Source organism: Pseudoalteromonas luteoviolacea NCIMB 1944 (assembly GCF_001625565.1).
Classification (GTDB): domain Bacteria; phylum Pseudomonadota; class Gammaproteobacteria; order Enterobacterales; family Alteromonadaceae; genus Pseudoalteromonas; species Pseudoalteromonas luteoviolacea_F.
In genome coordinates, this window is record NZ_AUXS01000022.1 from 56,352 (window position 1) to 77,107 (window position 20,756).

At 44.6% G+C, this 20,756-nt stretch carries 16 protein-coding genes and 1 other RNA gene; 4 read left to right on the forward strand and 13 right to left on the reverse strand.

The window, feature by feature from the left end; all coding sequences use genetic code 11:
• Nucleotides 1–83: 83 nt before the first annotated feature.
• The 4 genes from gcvP to N483_RS08465 form a co-directional block, all read right to left on the reverse strand.
• On the reverse strand, nucleotides 84–2,981 hold the full coding sequence (gcvP, locus tag N483_RS08450) for an aminomethyl-transferring glycine dehydrogenase (RefSeq protein ID WP_023400830.1): 2,898 nt from the start codon (nucleotides 2,979–2,981) through the stop codon (nucleotides 84–86).
• 179 nt (nucleotides 2,982–3,160) lie between these two features.
• Entirely contained in the window at nucleotides 3,161–3,550 is a 390-nt protein-coding gene (gcvH, locus tag N483_RS08455) for a glycine cleavage system protein GcvH (protein WP_023400829.1), read from the reverse strand.
• Nucleotides 3,551–3,612: 62 nt separating this feature from the next.
• The gene (gene gcvT / locus N483_RS08460; protein WP_023400828.1) at nucleotides 3,613–4,695 is read right to left on the reverse strand and encodes a glycine cleavage system aminomethyltransferase GcvT; all 1,083 of its coding nucleotides are present in this window, start codon (nucleotides 4,693–4,695) and stop codon (nucleotides 3,613–3,615) included.
• Nucleotides 4,696–4,810: 115 nt separating this feature from the next.
• On the reverse strand, nucleotides 4,811–5,383 hold the full coding sequence (locus N483_RS08465) for a hypothetical protein (protein ID WP_023400827.1): 573 nt from the start codon (nucleotides 5,381–5,383) through the stop codon (nucleotides 4,811–4,813).
• 129 nt (nucleotides 5,384–5,512) lie between these two features.
• On the opposite strand from N483_RS08465, the gene N483_RS08470 reads away from it, so the two are divergent.
• On the forward strand, nucleotides 5,513–6,358 hold the full coding sequence (locus tag N483_RS08470) for a LysR family transcriptional regulator (protein ID WP_023400826.1): 846 nt from the start codon (nucleotides 5,513–5,515) through the stop codon (nucleotides 6,356–6,358).
• A 10-nt stretch (nucleotides 6,359–6,368) separates the two neighbouring features.
• Here the strand turns inward: N483_RS08470 and N483_RS08475 are convergent, their stop codons facing one another.
• From N483_RS08475 to N483_RS08490, 4 genes are read right to left on the reverse strand one after another with little or no spacing between them, the layout of a single operon-like run.
• Nucleotides 6,369–7,535, reverse strand: coding sequence for an FAD-dependent oxidoreductase (locus tag N483_RS08475; RefSeq protein WP_023400825.1), 1,167 nt, complete (start codon nucleotides 7,533–7,535; stop codon nucleotides 6,369–6,371).
• Between the two features lie 10 nt (nucleotides 7,536–7,545).
• Entirely contained in the window at nucleotides 7,546–8,724 is a 1,179-nt protein-coding gene (gene ubiH, locus N483_RS08480; RefSeq protein WP_023400824.1) for a 2-octaprenyl-6-methoxyphenyl hydroxylase, read from the reverse strand.
• A gap of 24 nt (nucleotides 8,725–8,748) precedes the next feature.
• Nucleotides 8,749–10,062, reverse strand: a complete 1,314-nt coding sequence (pepP, locus tag N483_RS08485; RefSeq protein ID WP_023400823.1) for a Xaa-Pro aminopeptidase — start codon at nucleotides 10,060–10,062, stop codon at nucleotides 8,749–8,751.
• A gap of 2 nt (nucleotides 10,063–10,064) precedes the next feature.
• The gene (locus tag N483_RS08490) at nucleotides 10,065–10,628 is read right to left on the reverse strand and encodes a UPF0149 family protein (protein ID WP_023400822.1); all 564 of its coding nucleotides are present in this window, start codon (nucleotides 10,626–10,628) and stop codon (nucleotides 10,065–10,067) included.
• 274 nt (nucleotides 10,629–10,902) lie between these two features.
• Here N483_RS08490 and ssrS point away from each other — a divergent pair.
• A non-coding RNA gene (gene ssrS, locus N483_RS08495) (6S RNA) lies at nucleotides 10,903–11,085 on the forward strand.
• A gap of 118 nt (nucleotides 11,086–11,203) precedes the next feature.
• On the opposite strand, the gene N483_RS08500 is transcribed toward ssrS, so the two are convergent.
• From N483_RS08500 to zntR, 3 genes are all read right to left on the reverse strand, one after another.
• Complete coding sequence (locus tag N483_RS08500) at nucleotides 11,204–12,301, reverse strand: 1-acyl-sn-glycerol-3-phosphate acyltransferase (RefSeq protein WP_023400821.1); 1,098 nt, start codon at nucleotides 12,299–12,301, stop codon at nucleotides 11,204–11,206.
• A 94-nt stretch (nucleotides 12,302–12,395) separates the two neighbouring features.
• Entirely contained in the window at nucleotides 12,396–13,682 is a 1,287-nt protein-coding gene (locus N483_RS08505) for an SO_0444 family Cu/Zn efflux transporter (RefSeq protein WP_023400820.1), read from the reverse strand.
• Nucleotides 13,666–14,082: a Zn(2+)-responsive transcriptional regulator gene (gene zntR / locus N483_RS08510; RefSeq protein ID WP_036976883.1), complete on the reverse strand. Its 417-nt coding sequence runs from the start codon at nucleotides 14,080–14,082 to the stop codon at nucleotides 13,666–13,668. The genes N483_RS08505 and zntR overlap by 17 nt, the downstream gene beginning before the upstream one ends.
• A gap of 289 nt (nucleotides 14,083–14,371) precedes the next feature.
• On the opposite strand from zntR, the gene N483_RS08515 reads away from it, so the two are divergent.
• Nucleotides 14,372–15,319, forward strand: coding sequence for a D-2-hydroxyacid dehydrogenase (locus N483_RS08515; protein ID WP_023400818.1), 948 nt, complete (start codon nucleotides 14,372–14,374; stop codon nucleotides 15,317–15,319).
• Nucleotides 15,320–15,553: 234 nt separating this feature from the next.
• Nucleotides 15,554–15,916, forward strand: a complete 363-nt coding sequence (locus N483_RS08520) for a DUF3192 domain-containing protein (protein WP_023400817.1) — start codon at nucleotides 15,554–15,556, stop codon at nucleotides 15,914–15,916.
• Between the two features lie 62 nt (nucleotides 15,917–15,978).
• Here the strand turns inward: N483_RS08520 and N483_RS08525 are convergent, their stop codons facing one another.
• The gene (locus N483_RS08525; RefSeq protein WP_023400816.1) at nucleotides 15,979–16,881 is read right to left on the reverse strand and encodes a GGDEF domain-containing protein; all 903 of its coding nucleotides are present in this window, start codon (nucleotides 16,879–16,881) and stop codon (nucleotides 15,979–15,981) included.
• Nucleotides 16,882–20,622 carry a hybrid sensor histidine kinase/response regulator gene (locus N483_RS08530; RefSeq protein ID WP_023400815.1) on the reverse strand — a complete coding sequence of 1,247 codons (3,741 nt, stop codon included), beginning with the start codon at nucleotides 20,620–20,622 and terminating at the stop codon, nucleotides 16,882–16,884.
• Nucleotides 20,623–20,756: the final 134 nt, after the last annotated feature.

Genomic DNA, 20,756 nt, shown 5'->3' on the forward strand with positions numbered 1-20,756 from the left:
CCACAAAAAAACCGCCTTAATTTCTTAAGGCGGTTTTCAAATCAAAATCCATGTCAGGATTTTTCCCGACAATCAGATATCAATTACTCTGCATATGTCTCAACAGCTGGACATGAACAGATAAGGTTACGGTCACCGTATACGTCATCGATACGCGTTACCGTTGGCCAGAACTTGTCTTTCGCTACCGCTGGTACTGGGAATGCAGCATAGAAGCGGTCATATGCACGCTCCCACTCGTTGCCTAGTACGTCAGCTTGTGTATGCGGTGCAAACACTAGTGGGTTGTTCTCAACAGACCACTCACCAGACTCAACCTTAGCAATCTCTTTACGGATTGAGATCATCGCTTCGATAAAGCGGTCAATTTCAACCTTAGACTCAGACTCAGTTGGCTCGATCATTAACGTGCCTGCAACTGGGAACGACATGGTCGGTGCATGGAAGCCATAGTCCATAAGACGCTTCGCCACATCCATTTCAGTAATGCCAGATGCTTCTTTAAGTGGACGTAAGTCAACAATACACTCGTGTGCAACACGATCGTTACGGCCGCGATATAGCACTGGGTAGTGATCCGCTAACTTAGCCGTTAGGTAGTTCGCGTTCACAATTGCCATTTCAGTTGCTTGCTTAAGACCTTCGCTGCCCATCATGGCAATGTATGCCCATGAGATAGGTAGAATTGCCGCTGAGCCATACGGCGCTGCTGATACTGCACCGTTGCCCTCTGTGGTGCCCGCAACATTGATGATGCTGTGGTTAGGCATAAATGGCGCAAGGTGCGATTTAACACCGATAGGACCAACACCTGGACCACCACCACCGTGTGGGATACAGAATGTTTTGTGTAGGTTCAAGTGCGATACGTCAGAGCCGATGAAACCAGGACTTGTTACACCAACTTGCGCATTCATGTTCGCGCCGTCCATGTATACTTGACCGCCGTGCTGGTGAACAACATCACATACTTCACGGATAGTCTCTTCGTATACACCGTGTGTAGACGGGTAAGTAACCATGATGCAAGATAGGTTCTCAGACACTTCTTCTGCTTTTGCACGTAAGTCGTCAAGGTCAATGTTACCTTTGTCGTCACATCCAACAACCACAACCTTCATGCTTGCCATTTGTGCAGACGCTGGGTTAGTACCGTGTGCAGAGCTTGGGATCAAGCATACGTTACGGTGACCTTCACCACGTGATTCATGGTATTTACGGATCGCGATAAGACCCGCGTATTCGCCTTGTGCACCTGAGTTTGGCTGTAGTGAAACTGCATCGTAGCCTGTGATATTTACAAGCCAGTCGTGCAGTTCAGTCATCATTGTTTGATAACCTTGTGCTTGCTCAAGTGGACAGAATGGGTGAAGCTCAGCGAATTCAGGCCAGGTTACTGGGATCATCTCCGCTGTCGCGTTTAGCTTCATAGTACAAGAGCCCAAAGAGATCATTGAGTGGTTCAATGCTAAATCTTTGTTCTCTAAACGCTTGATGTAACGCAGCATTTCAGTTTCGCTGTGATACTCATTAAAGTTTGAATGGGTAAGGATTTCGTCATCACGTACCAAGCTTGCTGGAATACCTATGATGCCGTTTGCCGCAACCTCTGCGTCAAGCGCAGCCACATCAAGACCGTGACCTTCGCCAAGGATAATGTCGAATAATTCTGTGATGTCAGCGCGTGTTGTTGTCTCATTCAGTGCGATTGAGTACTCGCCTGCATGGTTAATTGCAAAGTTCACTTCGTTTGCAACTGCACGTGCTACAACGGCGTTTTTGTCTGCTTCTTCTGCTACAACTGTGATGGTATCAAACCAAGTGTCGTGCTTCAGCGCAACGCCTTTTGATTTAAGGCCAGAAGCCAAGATGCTTGCAAAGCGGTTGATACGCTGTGCAATCGTCTTAAGGCCTTGTGGGCCATGGTATACCGCGTAGAATGCTGCCATGTTCGCTAGCAGTACCTGCGCTGTACAAATGTTTGAGTTCGCTTTTTCACGGCGAATGTGCTGCTCACGCGTTTGCATCGCCATACGTAATGCGTCGTTGCCTAAACGGTCTTTAGAAACACCGATGATACGACCTGGCAGTGAACGCTTGTACTTGTCACGTGTTGCAAAGAATGCAGCGTGTGGACCACCGTAGCCCATAGGTACACCAAAACGCTGTGCAGAACCAAGCACCACGTCAGCACCTAATTTACCTGGCGCTTTTAATAGCATTAAGCTCATGATGTCGGCCGCAACACAGGCAATCGCTTTTTTGTCTTGTACTTGTGCGATAAGGTCTGTGAGGTCTACCACTTCACCAGATGTTGATGGGTACTGGAATAGTGCACCGAAGATCTCGTGGTTTGCAACGTCACTTGCAGGCGCTACAACTACGTCAAAACCAAACTGTTCAGCACGGGTGCTTACTACGTCAATTGTTTGAGTGTGTACGTCATCTGCAATGAAGAAAGTATTTGCTTTTTTCGCTTTTGCTACACGCTTAGCCAGGGCCATTGCCTCTGCCGCTGCTGTAGACTCATCAAGCAAAGATGCACTTGCCAAATCTAGGCCTGTCACATCCATAGTTAGTGTTTGGAAGTTAAGAAGAGACTCCAAACGCCCTTGTGCGATCTCTGGCTGGTATGGCGTATACGCTGTGTACCAACCTGGGTTTTCTAACACGTTTCGTAGAATAACATTAGGCACGTGTGTTGGGTGATAACCTTGGCCGATGTATGATTTAAATACTTTGTTTTGGCTTGCTACTGATTTTAGGTAGCTAAGCGTTTCAACTTCAGTACGGCTTTCACCAATCTTAAGACCTGTTTCTAAACGAATAGAGTCAGGTACCGTTTGACCGATCAGCTCTTCAACACTTGATACTCCAAGCTCAGCAAGCATCTCGCTTACTTGTGCGGCATTCGGGCCGATATGGCGACGAATAAAGTCTTGCTTTTGCTCTAATTGTTCAAGAGATTTGGCGTTTGACATTAGTCCAGATTCCTATGATCCAAATAAAATGGGTGTTCCTGCATTGATGCCTGACATTTTTGCCAGACAAAGGCCTTGGTAACGCAGTCACAAATAATGCTTTGAACGTTAACCAAACCAAAGCGGTTTGATTTAACAACAAAAGCCCCAAAAAATGGGGCTTTTAATCACACAACGAATTAGTCTTCGTCGATTGAGTTTTTGTAACCTTCGTGGTCAAGTAGGTTTTCAAGCTCTGACTCGTCAGACGCTTTAACTTTGAATAACCAACCGTCGCCATATGGGTCGTTGTTAACAGATTCTGGTGAATCTTCTAGCTCTTCGTTGATTTCAACGATAGTTCCAGTGATTGGTGCGTAGATATCAGAAGCCGCTTTTACAGACTCAGCAACTGCACAGTCTTCGCCAGCATCTACTTCGTCATCAACGTCAGGTAGGTCAACAAATACCATGTCGCCTAGAAGCTCTTGTGCATGCTCAGTAATACCTACAGTGAATACACCATCGCCTTCGCTGCGAACCCATTCGTGTGAAGATGCGTATTTTAACTCGCTAGGAATGTTGCTCATTTTTTGTTCCTTTGGTCGTTTTAGTTGGGCAACCGCCCATAATTCTACTCGTTACAATGATCTTAGATCACTGACTTACCGTTACGTACGAAGCTAGGCTTCACAACTTTAACGTCTACTAGCTTTTTGCGCATTTCAACTTGTGCAGTTTCCCCAGTTGAACGAGGAACACGTGCCAACGCCACGCTAAAACCTAAAGTCGGAGAGAATGTACCAGAAGTTATAACACCTTCGCCACCTTCTACGATAACTTTAGAGCCACCGCGCAATACACCTTTGCTTTCAAGCACCAAGCCAACCAGCTTATCAGTGCTCTTATCAGCACGTTGTTGCTCAACTACTTTACGGCCAATGAAATCACGATCTTCTGGTTCCCAAGCAATGGTCCAAGCCATATTAGCAGCCAGTGGAGAAACCGTTTCATCCATATCAGAGCCGTACAAGTTCATGCCCGCTTCTAAACGTAGCGTATCACGTGCACCTAAGCCAGCCGGACGCACACCTGCGTCAAGTAATTGCTGCCAAAGTTCTGCTGCATCGTCGTTATGAACAACGATTTCGTAACCTGCTTCACCAGTATAACCGGTTGTTGCAATAAATAGTTTTCCAGCTTCAACACCAAAGAATGGCTTCATGCCTTCAACTGCTGCACGCTGCTCATCATTTAAGATAGTCGCTGTTTTTTCTTTTGCATTTGGGCCCTGTACTGCAATCATTGCGTACTCTGGACGCTCAGTGACTGTCACTTCAAAATCAGCGGCCACTGTACCAATGTGTGCAAGGTCTTTTTCACGCGTTGCAGAGTTTACAACTAGACGATAATCCGTTTCTGTGAAGAAGTAGATGATAAGGTCGTCAATAACACCACCTTGCTCATTCAACATGCCAGTATATAGTGCTTTACCAGGCACAGTCAGTTTTGCAACATCGTTTGCCACAAGCTTGCGTAAGAATGCTTGTGCGTCAGCACCTTTAACATCCACAATGGTCATGTGCGATACGTCAAACATACCCGCATCTTGACGCACTGCGTGGTGCTCTTCGATTTGTGAACCGTAGTTGATTGGCATTTCCCAACCGTGGAAATCAACCATTTTAGCGCCTGCTTCTAGGTGCTTAGCATGTAGTACTGTTTTAGAAGTCATACTTGTCCTTCACTTTTTTGTGTTATGTAAGTCACTTTAGGTGCTTTACATATAATCGAGGTAAAAACCTCGAAGGGGTTAATCTTGAGCCGGTGACCAGCTCAAATGCACGGAATTAATTTACGCAAAAACCTTCTGCGCTGAGCTTTTTTTGCCACGCTGAAAGTGGGTCTTGCTGCGCGATAAGTTGATGCTGCTGTACACCATCTTGCAGTAAAGTTGTGATGAATACATCACCACTTTGTTTGCCATAACAAGCCTGTAGGTCAGAAATGCCTATGCCAGGTGTGAGCGAAAAGTTCGTTAATAATGAATCAAATGCAGCATTTCCACTGAGCTGTGCGATAACTAGGTCTTCTCGACGTACAAGTTCAATATCGTACTCGTGCTCATGCTGTTCAACTAACGCCTGTAAGGTTAGTGCAGCGTCTTGATCCAAAATAAAGCGATAAGCTGTCTCACTAAAGTAGTAAACCGCATAACGGTGACCGTTGGCAAATGTGCCTTGAATTCCAAGCCCAGGCGCTATCAACTTATTTAAATTGATCCCAAGCTCTTGATTAAGGAAAGGCGTCGTTTCAAAGCCACTAAAATCTAATACCACTTGACCTGCCAGTGCACTGTAAGCATTCTTTGCTGGTACAGTCCCTTGACGGTGTTTGGCAAAAATTATCGGAGAAAACGTCATACAACCACCTTAGTGAAATTAAGATGGACAAAAGTATAGGGTGGCAGATAACCAACAACAAATTGTAATTATTTATCAATTGATAAATAATATTAATGTATTCAAGATTTATAAATAGCTTTTTTAAATATGAAGAACTTATCAATTGATGGCCTACGGACACTTGTCACGGTTGTAGAGGTCGGAGGTTTTGCAAAAGCAGGTGAATTGCTCGGCTTGTCCCAACCAGCGGTAAGTTTGCAGATCCGGCGCCTAGAAGATTTACTTGGATGTAAATTGTTTAAAAAACAAGGCCAGCGCCAAGTGCTCAATCAATACGGCGAGCTACTCCTGCCACAAGCAAAGCAGATGTTGCAATACAATGATGCCATTTTGCAGCAATTTACATCTGAAAGCGTCACGGGTCGTGTGCGCTTAGGGATCCCCAGTGAGTTTGCCGCACGAATTCTACCTGCCATCATCGGCGATTTTGTGTCTCTTTACCCAGATGTGGCTTTAGAAGTGAAGTCAAGATTAAGTAAGCATTTACTCTCAGTATCAAGGCAAGATCAATTTGATTTGGTTTTGGCGTTAAATGAAGAGTTAGAATCTGTAACCCACCCAATATTTATGCGCGATCAACTGGTCTGGGTTGGCGACTTAACCCTTGCCAAAAAAGATGTCATCACCTTAGTCACCGCGCCGGAGGGCTGTATTTATCGACGTCGTGCCATTGAAGCGCTGCAACAGAGCGGCCGGCCTTTTCGCATCGTATACAGCAATGCAGACTTAACCGGCCTGACTGCGGCGTTAAACGAAGGATTGGGGATCACGGTTTTGGCCAAAAACACCGTACCAAGTGAATTGTCTTATCAAGAATATACCCCTGACTTACCGATGCTTGGCGAAATAGGGATCAGTTTAATTAAAAATACTCAGGAGTCTGCCCATGCAGTAAACAAACTCGCTGAGTTTATCGCGTTACGATTGTCGTAACGCAGCAACTTTACTGCCCTACAGCCTGCTTTACAAACAGGTTTTTGATCGGGCCTAAGTTATCAACTAGGCTCAAGCCCAGGCCTCGGATGAGCTTTTTCGCCGGGTGTGCACCTTCAAATAAATCTTTGAGGCCTTGCATCATAGCTATATGCTTTTGTGCATCCAATTTACGCGCTCGTTCGTACTCCCTGAGTACTTTGTGCGCAGCAAATTCCTGACTTTGCTCACCCAGCGCTTGAATTAAATGAGCTGCATCTTTTAAGCCTAAATTCATGCCCAAACCCGCAAGTGGGTGAATGGTATGGGCAGCATCCCCCATTAATACTACGCGACCTTTTAACCATTGCTGTGCATATCGCATGGTAAGTGGAAACACCGCTCTGTCACTTTGTACTTCACACAGCCCACATTGCATATCTATAGCGACAGATAACGACTTATTGAATTCGCTAGGGCTTTGCGCCATAAGCTGTTTTGCATGCTCAGGAGACGTCGACCAAACAATTGAATGCATAGTCTCTTCGCGCAATGGTAAAAACGCCAATGGGCCTGTTGGTAAAAATACCTGACGCGCCGTATGCTGATGGGTACAATCTGTTTTGACCGTAGCTACAATTGCATGGTGGTCGTAATCCCAAAAGCTCAGCGGCATATCAAATAACTTACGCACCCCAGAGTTTGCGCCATCGGCAGCCACCAGCAGCTTGCTCATCACCGGCATACCTGACGCTAAGGTGATCAATACGTCAGTATCGGTTTGATGAATCGTTTGATAGCGACTTTCAAACGCCAGCGTGACATGTTCAAATGCTTGTAACTTATTGTACAGTGCGTAGCGAATACCATCGTTTTCAATGATGTGACCAAGCTCGGGGAGCTGTAAAGCTTGCGCATCAAATGCTATTTTGCCAAAGCTGTCCGCATCTCTGACATCCATTGCGGTATAAGGTGTTGCTCTACTGGCAAAGATATCCTGCCAAACATCCAGTGATTCAAATAATTGCTGACTGGCAAGACTAATCGCACTCACCCGCACACTGTAGTCTTCAGTTAATGGCTGTGGCGCAGTGCCAGCGTCAAGCACCATCACTGAAATACCTTGTCGTGCTAAACCCAATGCCAGCGTTAATCCAATACAGCCTCCACCGACTATACATACTTGCACTTGCTGCATGAGAGCTCCTCTATTGCACTCGGCCCATTAGCTGTCTAGCCAATGGCATTTTTAAATTGGGAAACAGACTGATCATCATCAAGCCGCAACTACGCCCAAAAGCGATACTGCGAGACTCGTTAGAAAATAGCCTCACAAGGCCATCAGTCAAAGTCATCACACGCCCGATGTCTTGATCTCTGGCGACTTTATACGCATGGGTAAATCCATGATCACCCCAGCTATCGAGCGCTGTTGCCTGTAACTGTGTGACTAAACATTGAATATCACGCATACCAAGGTTAAAGCCCTGACCAGCAATCGGGTGAATGGCGTGAGCGGCATTACCTATCACCACCACTCGATGATGCACCACACTAGAGATACGGCCATGAACCAGCGGATAACGACTGCGTGTACCCACCGCTTCAAACAGGCCGCCACGATAGCCAAACTCTTGCTGTAGACGCATTAAAAACTGACTATCATCAAGCGCTAAAACTTCCTCAAGCGCACTTTGATTCATGCACCACGCTACCGAGAAACGACCTTCGCTCATCGGTAACAGCGCAATAGGCCCCTGTGATGTAAAACGTTCAAAAGCTTGACCCTGATGCTCAGGCGACACTTTCACATTGGCAATTAATGCCCCTTGCTCATATGGAAAGCTGTCAAACTCGAGATTTATTAAATCTCGTGTCGGTGATTGTGCCCCATCGGCAACCACCAGCAGTTTTGCCTGTAATTTTACGGCTTCATCACTATCGAGTGTCACTTCAACATAGTCTAAATGCTGCACTAGTGAGTTGACCTTTGCAGGACAAAACAAAGTAATGTCTTGGCTTTGCAATTGCTGGTGCAAGAATTGACCATATGGATTCACTTCTACCACATAGCCCAGTGCATCAACTTGATACTCTTGAGGTGTGATCGACGCTTTTCCAAAATGGCCTCTATCAGACACATTGACCTTTAAGATTGGCTCGGCAAAAGACCAGGTTTTATTAAAGAGGTTAAGCTGGCTCAAGTAATCAACGGATTGCTCAGCCAGCGCTATGCAGCGATCGTCAAAACTTGGGTGGCTTTGCGCTTTAGGGGCAAATGCTTCCACCACAGCTATACGGCAGTTGGGAATTTGTTTTTTAATACTGACGGCAGCAGTGGCACCTGCCATGCCACCACCGACAATAAGTACGTCGAATTGTTGCAAGCCTGATACTCCCAATTCTTGCAGTTAGGCTTTTTGCATCAGCGCTTCAATCTCTGCTATCGATTTTGGCACATCAACAGTTAAGTTTTCATGGCCATTTTGCGTGATCAGTAAATCATCCTCAATGCGCACGCCAATGCCTTTGTACTGTGCTGGTACTTCAGCATCTTCATCGAAATATAAGCCGGGCTCAATGGTCAAGACCATGCCCGCTTCAAATGGTCGATCTGCTTCATCCATCTTATACTCGCCAACATCATGCACGTCTAAACCGAGCCAGTGACCTACACCATGCATATAAAATGCTTTGCAAGCCTGTGCTTCGATCAACTCGTCAACGGTGCCTGAAAGGATACCCAGTTCAATTAGGCCTTCAGTTAAAACACGCACAACCTGTTTGTTGGCTTTAACTAAAGTACCACCCGGTTTCACTTCTTCAAATGCTGCCAATTGCGCTTTGAGTACTAAGTTATATATCTCAGTTTGCGCCGCGCTAAATTGACCACTAACCGGGAAAGTCCGTGTTATGTCAGCAGCATACCCTTCCAATTCACACCCGGAGTCGATCAAGATCAAATCCCCCGACTTTAACGCATCACTATTTTCAGTGTAATGCAATATATTGGCATTGTTACCTGAGCCAACAATGGTGCCATATGCTGGGTAGCGGGCGCCATTCATTGCGTAGTGGTGGTGTATTTCAGCTTCTAATTGATATTCAGTGGCGTCTGGCTTGGCAAATTGCATCGCTCGCACATGCGCCTGTGCGCTGATCTGCGCCGCCTTGCGCATCACGGCAATTTCATTGTCTGACTTAAACAAACGCATTTCATGCACCAAGGGACGGATATCCTTGATGGTTTCTGGTGCTTTATAGCCTTTTTTCGGCGCACCGCGCAGTGTGCTCAACAAGCTCCACACCTTGTCATCAAATAGGGGGTAAGTTCCCTGACCAAAGTACAAGGTTGCACAACCATTCACCAATGCTAACAATTCGTCATCTAAGTCAGTTAAAGCATAAGTTTCATCCATGGCAAACTGGGATTTGGCCATTTCAAAGCCCACTCGTCTGCCATGCCAAATCTCGGCAAGTTTGTCTTTATTGCGGCAAAATAAGATAGTGCGGCCACTGCCTGCTTTATCTTTATGTAGTACCAGAACGGCATCCGGCTCTTTGAAACCCGTTAAGTAAAAAAAGTCGCTGTCTTGGCGAAATGGAAACTCAGTGTCGCGACTGCGGGTAATTTCAGCAGCCGCAGGGATAATCGCCACCGCATTGTTATCTAGGCTGTTTAGCAGTCGCGCACGACGTGCTACAAACTCTTCATTTTTTATCATAATTAGTGCACTGTTTTTGATGTTGCGCCATTTCCTTGCTCTCTGCCCATCTCTGCAAAGCATAAAAGCGCAGAAACACGAATATACTCGACCACTTCATGAAATGCTTGTTGGTCTTCCTCTGTATCATCGAAATGCGTATCAAGCTTAGTGATCTCACTGAAGTCACTGATCACTTCTTTTACATCATCAGACAACTTGCCATAGTCTTTCTGCTTTAGACCAAAGCCAAGTAAAAACCCTGAAACCCAAGAAACTAACGCGTTGGCTTGATCGATAAGTGCTTCATCGCCATTTGGCAAATAGACTTCAAAAGTGTGTTCAGGATCATTAAAACGCTCTACCACAAGCTTGTATAACTCTGCTAAAAACCCTTTAAGTTCAACACCGAAAGCTTGGCCGTCATTGAATACATCACTGAGCAAACCTAAGTATTCTTTATCATCAATACTCAAGCCACAGGCCAAAATGCCACTAATGGTGCCATGAACTTCTGCTGGTGCGACAAAGATGCCGTGTTTTTCGAGTAGTAACTGTGCTTGCTGGTAATCTTTTAATTCGATCATAAGGCTTAATTCTCATTCACTTGATAAGGTTAATGCTAACATTCGAAGTATAGCAACTACAATGCATTGTCTTATCTGTAGGGAAAAAACCCCACAGTTCTCGCAGTTTGCCAACAACTACATAGATAGTTTTCGAACATAGAATGTAGGTCGTGTGTATGGAAAAAAAGCAAAAGTTGAGCAGCCAATACTCAGTAGATGATTTTGCCAGCAAATAAGTAAGATTTTTTCATTTTATGGTTTAAGCATTCGGTGTTGTCTTATATACTAAAGTTGTTCCCTAGCTCGCCGGACAGTGGATTATGTCCCTGAGCCGATAAACTTTTTTTAGGAATGCAGTTTATTCACTTTTGCGCAAGCTTGGCAGGTACCGAGAAGCCTACGGTGGGTTGTTGCCTTCCGCCTTGAACCTTAGGGTTCAAGGACTTACATCCGCATCCGCGCAGCCGGGGACACCTTAATCTGCCATCAAAACCCGCATAAAGTCCGCCTGACTTATTCCTTTTTCCGAATACATAAAAAAACCCACAGAACATCATCCTATGGGCTCACTATTTACACTGATTTTCTATTGGCTATATAGATGACTTACGCTTCACTGGCTGCGCATACATAGACAAAACAAACTCTTTTAGCTCGTTTGGAAGTGTCTCAATATTTTGCTTGAAACGCTCAGTTTCTTCACTGCTGCTATTTGCTTGTTCGCCCGCTGCTAAATAGTTTGTTGAATGCAAGTAATAGTTATCAATGATTTGCTTGTCGATAATTTGCGCCAACTCCTCTGGCGTTTCAAAATCATCCTCAATTGGTGTCCCAAATGCGACATGGACATTGCCTTTATCAGCGCTAAATCCATCAATGATACTCTTGATATCTTCGCCTTCTTCCTTTTGATACTCACCAAACTGCTGCTTGTGATACAGCTCTTTGGCTTTTGCCAGTGCACATGGCTCGTATTGATAAGAAATTGATACTGGCACTACCTTTAGCTTTCGCACGTAATCAGCAAATGGTTCTTTTAAGCGCCTGCCCTGAAGCTGTAGCATTTTTAATAGTGCAGGGTCGGTATAGTCAATACCATCTTTTGCACGGCCTTCTTTTTGCGCAATCCAAATCGAATTACCTTCTTGCAGTGAGTCATAAATGTAACCTGATAACTGCGACAGCGCTTTGAGCATTTCTTTTGGCGCTTTTGCTGAGCGCTTTACAATAAAGCTCTTATTCAAGCGCATCAACTCGGTAATATAAGGGACTTGCAACAAGTTATCACCAATTGCAATGCGTACCGTCGGTAAATTGTTCTGGTGCAATCCCCAGTTAACCAACGCGGGATCTAACACGATATCGCGGTGATTAGAAATAAACAAATATGCGGCATTTTTATCTAAACGCTCAAGCCCAGAATAGGTAACTTTGGAAGTGGTGCGCTCAACCAACATAGACAAATATTGCGCCACCTCATTTTGAACCGCTTCAACATTATTGACAGTTTTCCATTTAGACTTGAGTCTCGCTTTTACCAAAGGCCTGCTAATAGCGGCAAAAGACGCTATCCATTTTGGTAGGTTATGTTCGGCAATAACATCTAAAAACTGTTCGTCGGCCAATAGCCTGTCTAGGGCCGCGGGCACTTCATCATCATTATAAGGTCTGATATCTGCGTATTTATCCACTAAATTACTCTTACTGATCTAGGCGTGTGACAAAAAAACGGCCTATTCTATCTCGCTCTTTACCCGGATGCTAAGAATATCAAGTCTGACCACACTAGGTTGTCAGACGTTGTTTGAAATCTTTCGCGAATAAACGCAGCATCAACACCGCAAGTAAAATGGCACAGACTTGACTCAGCCAACTTGGCAATACTTCATGCTGATGCCCTGCCATTGCGGCCACTTCAAAACCAAATTGCAAAACGAGATAGTCCGTTAAAAAACCAAACAAAATAGCGACTCCAATCACAGCTGTAATATATGCAGCTACAGCTCGACGTCCCAGCTCTTTTGCAACCACCCCAATGGTCGCTACATTTGTTGCAGGCCCCGCTAACATAAAGACTAACACTGCTCCCGGCGACACCCCGGCGAGCAGCAGTCCTGCAGCAATAGGCGTCGAAGCCGTCGCACAAATATACATGGGAATACTGATCAATATGACCACTATCATGGCCAATATACCGTTACCCCATTGAGCTAAAAACTCGGTCGGTACATATGTTTGGACTAATGCTGCGAAGAATATACCAATTAGAAGCCAAACCATAGTATCAGATAATAGCTTGTTACAACTAAATTTGACTGCTTGCCAGAGCTTGGTGGGCAAGCCGTCCTTGGGTTTGCTTTGAGAAGAGCAGCAAGCACTTACTTCTGATTGGTCTATTTTATCTTCTCTAGAGCAACAGTCGGTCTGATGATCCTGCTCAATGTGTTCATGACTGTGCGCACCAAGCTGTTTGGTTGGGCTACCTTCAGTGCTACAGCAAGTTGTTACAGGTTCCGACACTTGCTCAGCGCAAACAGGTGCAGCTTCCGTGACAGCTTCCTGTTCCTGAGAACAACAAGAAACTTGGGGTTTAGGAGTCGCTTGCAAAGCTTTAGAGCAACACGACGTCGCTTGTGGTTGCTTATCACAATGCTGCGCGTTCCCAGACAACTCAGTGCTGTCTCTGCCAACCAATAACCCCGCCGTGATCGCGCTGGCTACCGCAGCAATTGGTCGAATAACAGCCATAAAAGGCCCCAACATAGCGTACGATACAGAAATAGAATCCACGCCGGTTTCTGGCGTTGACACTAAAAATGCGGTAGTAGCACTTTTCGACCCACCCGCGCGTCGCAACCCAATGGCAGCAGGGATCACACCACAGGAACACAGTGGCATAGGCGCACCAATCAATGCCGCTTTAACAGTCGTCCACAACCCCTCTTTACCTAAATGACGTTGTAAAAAGTCTTTTGGAATAAATACATTAAGTAAACCAGCCAGTAATAACCCCAGCATCAACCAAGGTGCTGAAATTACAAATAATTGCCAAAAGTTACTGATGAGTGTCATCTAAATCCTCCAGTGCCGTTAAAATTGAACAGGCGTTTGCGGGTTCATCACCACCACAACATTGATCAGCGAGTAAAGTCAATGAACGTTCAAACATACTCAGCTCCGAAATTTTTTCACGAACCCAATCTCGCTTTTGTAAAGTCAGGGTTTTTACTTCTTCACAGCGATATAATTGTTTATCAATCTTGATACTCAATAATTCTTGAATATCTTTGAGATTAAACCCGACTTCCTTTGCGCGAATAATAAAACGCAGCCTATCAACTGCCTGTTTATCATATAGACGATAGCCCGCCGCACTTCTTTCATTGGCAACCAATAACTCTTGTTGCTCGTAATATCTCAGCGTATCCGTTGACACGTCTAACAACTTTGCAAGTTGCCCTATTCGATACATCGCCATAGTTATCCACTCAGTTAACACGATAAAGTCAGCTGACGCTCTTAAGCCCGTGCAACCTGTTAGCCACAATAAATCAAATTTAAGAGCTAAAAGTGATACACTGGCGTTTGCTATTTGCTGAACGCACACACATGAACTCTGCAAATGGTGTCGTGAACGAGCGCGTTTAATGCCCACCAATTAAGTAGGCGCTAAAATTCACCGCCACCATTTCGTCAATTTCATCACTAATAAAGAGTATAAACCTTGGAGTTAACTCCAAAGTCAATAACGAGATAAAAATATGAATATTGTTGTTTTGGATGCCGCTACTTTGGCCGGCGTCGACCTTTCTCCACTTCACGAATTTGGCACTGTAACCACCTATGAGTACACCAGCCCCTGTGAGGTCGACAGCCGCATTCAACAGGCAAATATCATTGTCTCTAATAAAGTTCAGTTGAATAGTACTCACTTTGCAATAGCACCTGAATTAAAGTTAATCTGTGTTGCTGCCACAGGCACCAACAATATTGATCTGGTCGCGGCAAAAGACGCAGGCATTGCTGTCACTAATGTTGCCGGATACTCAACCCCTTCTGTCGTTCAGCACACCTTTACCTTGCTAGGTAACCTCATGAGCAATATTCATCGCTACGCCGCAGATACCAAACAAGGTACTTGGCAAAAAAGCAAAATGTTTTGCCGTCTAGATCACAGCATTAATGATATTGCCAATAAACGTTTTGTTATCGTCGGCTATGGTAACCTTGGCCAAGCAACTGCTAAAGTCGCTGAGGCATTTGGTGCCAAAGTGATCATTGCTGAGCGCCCAAATAGCAAAGCAACACGTAATGGCCGTATGGCATTTGAAGATGCAATGAAGATCGCTGATATCGTTTCAATTCACTGCCCACTCACACCACAAACTGAAGACTTGTTTAACGTTGAGACACTTTCACTGTTGCCAAAACACGCCATTCTTATCAATACAGCACGTGGCGGCATTGTCAATGAGCAAGCTCTCGCTGATGCACTCGCTAACAATCAAATCGCCGCAGCTGGTGTTGATGTGCTTTCAGTTGAACCAGCCGATGCCGATAATCCATTGATCAAGTATCAAGGCGACAATCTAATGCTGACTCCACACACGGCATGGGCCAGTCAAGAGTCAATCACCCGATTAATTCTTGGTATTGCTGAAAACATCACCAGCTATTTGAATGGTGGACAACATAACCGTGTAGTTTAACCCGACAAACGCACTGCATTTTAGGCCACTCAATAAAAGTGGCTTAAAACACCACATTTTATTCATTATTGTTACTATTTAGTGTAAAACTCATATCCACTCTTCCACAAAAACCATAACCCATTGATTTTTAAAAACAAAAAAACTGGCAAAACAATTGCTAAAGTTAAGGTAAGTAAAAAATAGGATAAAACTTGATGATGACTGTGCACATCAGGTCATGAGGATAACACAATGAAAAAATTACTTGTTGCTACTGCGCTTTTAAGCACTACATTACTGTCTGGTTGTATCGTTGCCGTGTCTGACGGTGAAATGCGTCACTACAATAGCTGGCCTGCAAAACACCAAGAAAATAGAGATAAGATCAGCGAACTCGCTCTGGGTACTAGCTATAAAGAAGTCACTAAAGAATTTGGCACGCCAGACTTCAACGAAGCAGTATCAAAAGACGGCCACACATATCAGGTCCTGTACTTTGCTACAAACAGAAAACACGCTGATGGTCAGATCACCAAAGACGAATGCACACCATTGGTGTTTAAAAACAACCAACTCGTTGGTTTTGGTCAGTCGGCAGTAGACACTTACCTGTAATCAATTATTTATACATTTCCCTGCTCAAGCCGCATCTCGCGGCTTTTTCATTTGGATTACTATTAGCGGTTGACCAATACTACTCGCTCTTGCAATTGGTGTGCTTGTAGCAAAGCTTCATCCGCTTGCTTCAAACTATCTTGGTGATCACCGGAAAAATCTTCTTTGACATGGACCACACCAATGCTAATCGTTACATGCGCACAAATGGGTGAGCTTGGATGAGGAATTGACAAAGCATCCACCGCTTGATGCATAGCCGCAGCCAGAGATAGAGCTTGATCGGCATTGCGTTTATTCATCAGTGCAACAAACCGCACGCCATCGTAGCGCGCGACAAACCCTTCTACTTTTTGTGTGATACCTTCCAGTACCTTGGCAACTTTTACCAAGCACTCATCGCCAGCACTGAACCCACAACTGTCGTTGTATTCTTTATAATAATCTATATCCACCAGCAAAATTGATAGTGGCACGTGTTGATCCCGACTTTGATACCAAAGCTGAGCAAGGGTCTCATCTAATGCTCTACGATTCGGAATTTCGGTTAATCCATCGATATTTGCTAAACGCTCAAGCAAGTCATTCTTTTGCTTAATTGCCAAATGAATTTTTATCCGCGCTTTGACGATATTGGGGCTAAACGGCTTAACAATATAATCCACCGCGCCCAACATCAGTCCACGAGCTTCATCTTGATAGCTATTACTAGCTGAAATGACTATCACCGGAATTTGATAGCTACTGGGATCTGCTTTGAGCTGTAACAGAAAATCAAGGCCTTCATCATCAGGCATTAAAATATCCACAATGATCAGGTCAAAGCGTGTTTGCAATAAGCGTTCAAATGCCTGATCACTATTGGAACAACCAATCACTAAGTGCTCATCAGATAATGTATTTTCTAAAACCACGCGATTGAGAGGATCACCGTCTAACACTAAGATATTGGCTGACTTTTGCATTTAACTTCCTTTTGCTTCCAATAAAATAAATTGTTGAGCTTGTTGAATTAAAGAGATTAACTCATCTCGTATCTGCTCATTCAAAGAGGTGCTGCTTAGTCCACTAGCTAATGAGTTATCCAGCTTTTCACGGCGAGCGCTTGCCTCGGCCAATTTGGCATAGTCGGCTAAACGCACCAGCCCAATACCACCAGCAGCCCCTTTAATACTATGTGCAATCTCAGCCAGCCGCACATTGCTATCAACGGCTTGCAAATCACGCACATACTCATCACACAGTTTAGCAAACTTATCCAACATTGCTTTTACAAGGTCTGAGTTATTCATCAGTTGTCTCAGAGCAAACGATTTGTCAAAAACACGCGGGTGATTTCCTACATAGGGCTGCAAGGCGACACATAAGTCATCTGGGGAAATGGGTTTAACTAAAAATGCATTAACGCCATGCTCGAACGCTTTTTCTTTTTCATGTTCATGCGCATTTGCAGTTAGCGCAATGATTGGCAATGCCTCTTCACTTAATTGCTCACGGATAATTTGAGTTGCCTGGTAGCCATCAATATGTGGCATATAGATATCCATCAGCACCATATCAGGTTTGAGTTTTTGGCAAATATCCAAAATACCCAGTGCACTAGAGAGCGCCACAACTACCGCACCATGTTGCTCCAAAACCGTTTTGGATATATCAAGGTTGAGTACATTGTCATCAACCACCAAACATAAAGCGTTTGCCAAACGATCATGACTTGGCGTCGACGTTGTACCTTGCTCAAACGGTGATAAACACAGCGACTGGTAAAACATGTGCTCAGGTAACCTAAGAGTGGTAAGTGAATGGCTTGCACATTGCGACATATTTAAATTATTGGGCACCACAAGCCCAGAGCAGCTTGATGACTCCATATCACTAAAGTGATGACACAAATAGCTCAACTCCTCGATGTCATCACAGGCGATATACGCAAATTTATCCAACTGCTCCAGTGCCTCACCAAAATTGGCAAAGTGCGTGACTTGATAGGTCGATAAATAACTCGGTGGTGTATTTGTTGATACCAAACATATGTTGTTGTGACTGGCCTGATAAGTCCGGCCGTGTGTTTTCAACATCAATTCAAATTCAAAAGTGCTTCCAACTCCTTCTTCGCTGCGGATCTCAATTTTGCCACCCAATAAAGTAACTTGTTGTTTTACAATAGCCAGCCCCAAGCCTATTCCTTCATATTCTCGAGAGCTAGATTCATTTCCTTGTGTAAATGCGTCAAACAGGCGGTTTTGGTCCACTTTTTTAATGCCCGGGCCGGTGTCAAATACAGCAAAAGACAGCCACTGTTCTCCTACTTTGCTCCATTTTGTCTCTACTCTAAGGCCCACTTCACCCTGGCTTGTGAATTTAACCGCATTACCTAACAAATTGACGAGAATTTGCTTGATCCGAGCTTCATCCCCCACAAATTCCGGCCATACATTAGCCGCAACCTGCAATTTCAAGCCTAAGTTTTTTGCGTCGCTTAACGGCTGGATCAGCGCACTTAAACTGCTCATCAAGTTCAATATCGTAAATGATTTGCTATGCAGTTTAGCTCTTCCCCCTTCGAGGCGAGCGAAGCTTAATATATCGCTCAGCATCGTCAGCAGTTGTTTCGCTGCGGTTTCAATATGCGCTAACTTTTCACTGTCTTGGGCACGTGTTAATCCTGGTTTTAAGATCCCCACCAGTCCCAGTATCGCATTTAAAGGCGTTCGGATCTCATGGCTGATATTGGCAATAAAGCGGCTTTTCGCTCTATTTGCACGCTCGGCCTCTATCTTAGCCTTAGTTAGGGCTGTGACATTTTGCACATGGATCACAAAGTATTTTGGCACCTTTTGCTTGTCCCAAACGAGTGACACACTCAGTTGAAGCCACAGCGCTGACTCACTTTGTGACAAGCTCAGAACTTTCACCCCTTTGCGCTCTGCCAATAATTGCGCCAACACCCCATTGAGTGTATCCAGCTCGTCTTTATCAAATAAAGCGCTTAAATGCTGTCCAACTTCAACGCCATCTAGCAGTTTACGAACAGCACGATTGAACTCTAAAATCACACACTCTGTTGAGACCAATAAAATACCATTTGGTGCGTGTTTAATTGCTGCTTTAAAGTTTTGCTCAGAGGCACGCAGCGCGATCATAGCCTGCTGTTGTTCACTTATATCACGGGCAATGCCTAAACTACCGATACGACTCCCCTGTTCATCAAACAAAGGAGATACACTCACCAAATAAGCTTTTTCATCGAAGTTGAGCGTTTCTGTCAATGGGATACTGTGTAACTCCATGGCCTGCTCCAGATCGAGTAATTCTAAGTATTTTTGACTCACTTCCTGATGCTCTTTGGCAACCAGTTCCGCTTGCACCACCCCAATAAATCGCTCGAATGCCTGATTACAACCAATAAATGAACCATCAATATTTTTAAAATAGATTAGATCCGGCACTGAATTAAGCACAGTATTGAGCAGGGCAGCTTGGCGTTCTTTGGCCTCAAAGCTGCGAGACAGCGCTTTTCTTTGGCGCTGAACCTGATCGTCTAAACGCGCATTATGAGTTTCCATTTGCTCAAATAAGGCTTGTCTTTGAGTAACAACTTGTTTGATTTCTTTAAACCATGGTTGCCAGTCACTTGGTACTGGATAGTTGAGCGTATGATCTTCTGCTAAGTCTTGCTTGGTCAGGTAGTGTACAAAATGTTTTAGCGGACGAATAAAAATTTGCCCGTTCAACCACAAAAACGTAAAAAAGGTGAACACAATAAACAGGGTCAAAAAGCCAAGTTCAATCATGACCTCCTCAAACACCGCTGCAACAAAGGCGTCTTCTGATTGCTGAAACCGCAATGTGTAAGGTGCATTTTTAATTGCTCCTTGTAGCTCAACCCCCCCGCGCCATAACCTTGCATACTCAACCATGGGGTCTTTTTGTAAAACAGTTGCTTGGCTGCTTTGTACCAAAACTTGTGAATTTGCGTCGACCAGTGCCAATGCCCCACCATCGAAGGTCAACTTATCCAGCAATGCAGTTACTTTGTCTGCACTATAAATCAGAATAATGTGTGATTTACCACCGCTGATAATGGGCTGCGCGATACTAAAATAGGTATTGCCGAAAAGCCGAGTCTGTTTACTATCAGGGTTGGCTAGCACACCTTTTCTTGGACTAAAACGCCCTTCAACAATGGCCGTCAATAAATGGCTTTGTGTATCATCTCGGCGCTTTACAAAGGCAAAGCCATGTTCATTAAAGTATGCCACGGCCTCCAGCTCACTGATCAATGCCAACGCAGTATCAAAGCTAGGGCCCAGCGCCATCACGTGCAACCAATGCTCCAATATATGAGGCGAAGCCTTGTAGGTACCCAGACCAACCAATTCCCCCCCCTGCTCAGGCAGTCGATGATAATAGTATCCCAACTGCTGGCGCACTTGCTGCTGCACATTATTGGCGAGTTGATATTTAATCGGTGTATCAAGACCTCTTTTAATGCTACCAATAACCGTACTTGCGGCACTCGCAGCTTGATCGACCTGTGCCAATACCGCTGAAAACTGCACCTGATACACGTCATATTGGCGCTCTAACTTAATATTGAATAAGTGAAAACACAGCACGATTGCAAGAATTAGGGGTATCAATAAAGCGACACAAATAGATTTTCGGTAAGTTTTAAGTGGCAGGAACTCTGACAAAATGTCCATTCATGGGCCTGTAATAATTGCTTCCATCTTTTTTTGAAAGAGTAGCGAGCACAATTGAGATAAGCAAGTGCTTCACGTTGGCTGCAATCTATTTTGCACAAATAGCCGATGCACAGCAGAAAACCACATGGGCT

What these genes read in the sequence shown, in the direction of transcription:
- gcvP (WP_023400830.1), bottom strand. Translation starts at nt 2,981, where the DNA reads ATGTCAAACGCCAAATCTCTTGAACAATTAGAGCAAAAGCAAGACTTT.
- gcvH (WP_023400829.1), bottom strand. Translation starts at nt 3,550, where the DNA reads ATGAGCAACATTCCTAGCGAGTTAAAATACGCATCTTCACACGAATGG.
- gcvT (WP_023400828.1), bottom strand. Translation starts at nt 4,695, where the DNA reads ATGACTTCTAAAACAGTACTACATGCTAAGCACCTAGAAGCAGGCGCT.
- N483_RS08465 (WP_023400827.1), bottom strand. Translation starts at nt 5,383, where the DNA reads ATGACGTTTTCTCCGATAATTTTTGCCAAACACCGTCAAGGGACTGTA.
- N483_RS08470 (WP_023400826.1), top strand. Translation starts at nt 5,513, where the DNA reads ATGAAGAACTTATCAATTGATGGCCTACGGACACTTGTCACGGTTGTA.
- N483_RS08475 (WP_023400825.1), bottom strand. Translation starts at nt 7,535, where the DNA reads ATGCAGCAAGTGCAAGTATGTATAGTCGGTGGAGGCTGTATTGGATTA.
- pepP (WP_023400823.1), bottom strand. Translation starts at nt 10,062, where the DNA reads ATGATAAAAAATGAAGAGTTTGTAGCACGTCGTGCGCGACTGCTAAAC.
- N483_RS08490 (WP_023400822.1), bottom strand. Translation starts at nt 10,628, where the DNA reads ATGATCGAATTAAAAGATTACCAGCAAGCACAGTTACTACTCGAAAAA.
- N483_RS08505 (WP_023400820.1), bottom strand. Translation starts at nt 13,682, where the DNA reads ATGACACTCATCAGTAACTTTTGGCAATTATTTGTAATTTCAGCACCT.
- zntR (WP_036976883.1), bottom strand. Translation starts at nt 14,082, where the DNA reads ATGTATCGAATAGGGCAACTTGCAAAGTTGTTAGACGTGTCAACGGAT.
- N483_RS08515 (WP_023400818.1), top strand. Translation starts at nt 14,372, where the DNA reads ATGAATATTGTTGTTTTGGATGCCGCTACTTTGGCCGGCGTCGACCTT.
- N483_RS08520 (WP_023400817.1), top strand. Translation starts at nt 15,554, where the DNA reads ATGAAAAAATTACTTGTTGCTACTGCGCTTTTAAGCACTACATTACTG.
- N483_RS08525 (WP_023400816.1), bottom strand. Translation starts at nt 16,881, where the DNA reads ATGCAAAAGTCAGCCAATATCTTAGTGTTAGACGGTGATCCTCTCAAT.
- N483_RS08530 (WP_023400815.1), bottom strand. Translation starts at nt 20,622, where the DNA reads ATGGACATTTTGTCAGAGTTCCTGCCACTTAAAACTTACCGAAAATCT.